Source organism: Okeania sp. SIO3I5 (assembly GCF_010672085.1).
GTDB lineage: Bacteria > Cyanobacteriota > Cyanobacteriia > Cyanobacteriales > Microcoleaceae > Trichodesmium.
The window spans coordinates 1-2871 of the sequence record NZ_JAAHHT010000464.1 but is presented as its reverse complement, the minus strand read 5'-3'; the positions used below and the strand labels follow the sequence as shown (position 1 = coordinate 2871).

Here is a 2871-nt window from a genome sequence, read left to right as displayed (position 1 = left end):
ACCGTACATTACTGGTTCTCCTTTAAAAATGCCCAATTTGGTGACAATATTATCAATAGATATCGGGCTGAATTCTGATTTAATTATGTTGAAAATTTGGGTCTGAAGTTGGCTTGATGTGGTCATGCTAATCTCCTATTTAATAGTCTTGTTCATATCGGGCTGCTATGCCATAAATTGCGGGTTTCTCTGGGGAGCTTAAGTTGCCAACTATTTTGAGGGTTTCTAAGATACTCAAAGCCCTGTTTATTTCCTTTTCGGAAAGCTGAGTTTCTGCCATAATGTCAGCCATTTGAAGAGGTAAATCATTTTCTACTATTGCGTCATAAACTCTTATTGTTTCCATAGTTCTCTTTGTAACTTCGTCCCTAATGTTTGTCAATTGAGTCATAATGTATTCCTCTAATATGTTGATTTGTTCTCGTAATATTTTGATGATTTTCCTGTCAGGATATTTCTGTTTTATTCTGGTAAACTTTTCAACGTAGTCTACTCCCCCGACACAGAATATTAGCCCGCGATATGGACTTGAAGACCTTTTCATCAATATATTAATCTCCTTCAAAAAAGTTACTTTTCCTCTTACTAATACTGAGGATTTCCTTCTAGGTAATACATCATCCCCCACCTCTCAAATCCCCAAATTAGTCCTTTTTTTTCTAGGGTAGATAGGCAGTTATTTATTGTTTTTTTTGTGTACCCAACTTCGATTGCGATATCGTAAATAGTTAGTGGGTCTAATTCTGATTAAATTATTTGGAAAACTTCTGTTTGAGATTTGTTTAATTTGGTCATTTACTTTGGTAATAAGAATATTAATTGCTTATAAATTACTTATAAATTACCCAAAAACAGTGTGTATAGACTAAAAGCGGTGCTTGAAAGCGGTGCCCCAAAATCTTTGATTTCTTTCAAGGCTCTGTTTAGTTCTCGTTTTGTATAAGAATTTACAACTTGACTGGCTTTTTCTCTCAGGTTTTTATCAGGAACAGGGAGCAAAGGGTTAAAAAGCCATTGTGCTTCCTGTTGCCAGGTTCCTGTGTTACAGTCATACTTAATAATGCTAATTGTAGGTATAATGTAGCCAAACTTCATCCAATGAACTGCATATAAATTAGGTGAGTCAATTGACCATTGATCTGTCGGCTTTATATGTTTGTCGATATTATTTAACTCAGGACTCCACAGACTGAACTGCTCAAATTTTTCAACAGTAAACTTTGTCTGACCATAATTTGGGTCTGATAATTTACGTCGTTTTGCTTCTCCCATAATTAATTTACTCTGATAATAAAGTTGGTGATCGCTTTACTGAAAGTTACCGAAAGTTACTGAAAGTTATCGCTTGTCTATAATAGTCAGTGGGTCTAATTCTGATTAAATTATTTCAAAAACTTGGCTTTGAGATTTGTTTAATTTGGTCATATTAACCTCCTTGAAAAAAATACTTTCTTAGGTTGCAATCACGACTCCTGATGGATTGATTTTTGACGAACAAAAATAACTTCGCGACCTTTCATTAAGTTGACTATTGGTATGTAACTCTCACTTAAACTCTTTGCACATTCCTGCAACAGTTCTATATCTGTTGCATCAAGATAACACATTAAAGAGAGTATCGAAGTTTTTATATAGCCATCGTTATTTATAAAGGTAAGTGCTGGAACAATTTCATTTTTGATTTGGATCTGGCTAGTTGCTACAATATCTGCTGTAAGTGCAAACTTGTCAAAGAAACCTTTTTCAACCAATTCCCTAATATCGGCTTTGGTTTTTTCATCAAGTAAACACAATTCTCCAGTGCTAATAATGGTTGGTTTCCCATAATTTGGGTCTGATAATTTACGTCGTTTGGCTTTTCCCATAATTAATTTCCTCTGATAAGAAAGTTGGCGATCGCTTTACTGAAAGTCACCGAAAGTTACCGAAAGTTATCGCTTGTCTATTTTTTCAATCCCGTTCATTGCCGTCAACAATATAAAATGATGCAAAGAATTATCCATTGCAAGGTGTATATGTCAATAGCTTGTGGGCATTGTTCCATTTCATAAAAATTACCGACCGCTTAGATAAGCGATCGGTATCCCTGATAGTTTTATTCTAATGTTTTTGATGCACCTAGGAACCCTTCTATCTCTTGCTTTAAATCAGCAAGGTCTTCTTTAAAGTCTTGGGCGAACTGTTGATTCTCTTCTAGCCGTTTTTCCAATCTGCCACGGTGCGAGCCAATATACTGGTTAAACCTTCCTGTTAACAGTTCCAATTGGTTGGCTAGTTTTTTAAGATAGTCTCTTTCGTTGCTATTGTTTCCTGCTTCAATCCGGTATCCATTTGTTCTCGTATTATCTCTTCGACTACCTGACTCCGGCTCACTTCCGGGTTCGTCTGTGCAGCCAGTGTTTGTATGTAGTCCAGAACTGTCCGAGTCAAACTTACCGACGTTGAATATTTCGGTTCGTTGTATTGCTTCGGGCTTACTTTGGGCATTTTCTTTATTCGTAGAATTCATGTTTATCTTAGCAATATATTGTTGTCTTAGCAAGATGATGCAAGCTACAATTACCTTACAAATATTTTAGCAAGAATATGTTGACATAACAATATTATCTTGCTAAGATAAATCCATACACAAAAAAACCAAGTTCTGAAGGGCTTGTCCTAGCGGAGCAGGAGTTATTTGTGTATCTACAATTTACAGACTATCTACCGAAGTTTGGGTCAGGTTTACGTCTGCCTGACCCTTCCCTAGAGATAGTTGGACAGTTGGTAAGTGAGTCAAAATTGAGCCAATTCTATTACTGACCTTAGCATTGTTGACCTGGTGTGTGGCCACTGAAAGGATGCGAGTAAGTGAGCAGCACAGGCCATGAA

General features: G+C 36.3%; 4 protein-coding genes. All 4 read right to left on the bottom strand.

The window, feature by feature from the left end:
- Positions 1-139: 139 nt before the first annotated feature.
- Positions 140-628 carry a hypothetical protein gene (locus tag F6K40_RS39655; RefSeq protein WP_293145651.1) on the bottom strand — a complete coding sequence of 163 codons (489 nt, stop codon included), beginning with the start codon at positions 626-628 and terminating at the stop codon, positions 140-142.
- A gap of 206 nt (positions 629-834) precedes the next feature.
- Positions 835-1272: a hypothetical protein gene (locus F6K40_RS39650; protein ID WP_293145648.1), complete on the bottom strand. Its 438-nt coding sequence runs from the start codon at positions 1270-1272 to the stop codon at positions 835-837.
- 191 nt (positions 1273-1463) lie between these two features.
- Positions 1464-1865 carry a hypothetical protein gene (locus tag F6K40_RS39645; RefSeq protein ID WP_293145645.1) on the bottom strand — a complete coding sequence of 134 codons (402 nt, stop codon included), beginning with the start codon at positions 1863-1865 and terminating at the stop codon, positions 1464-1466.
- A gap of 230 nt (positions 1866-2095) precedes the next feature.
- Positions 2096-2509 carry a hypothetical protein gene (locus tag F6K40_RS39640; RefSeq protein ID WP_293145642.1) on the bottom strand — a complete coding sequence of 138 codons (414 nt, stop codon included), beginning with the start codon at positions 2507-2509 and terminating at the stop codon, positions 2096-2098.
- Positions 2510-2871 lie beyond the last annotated feature (362 nt).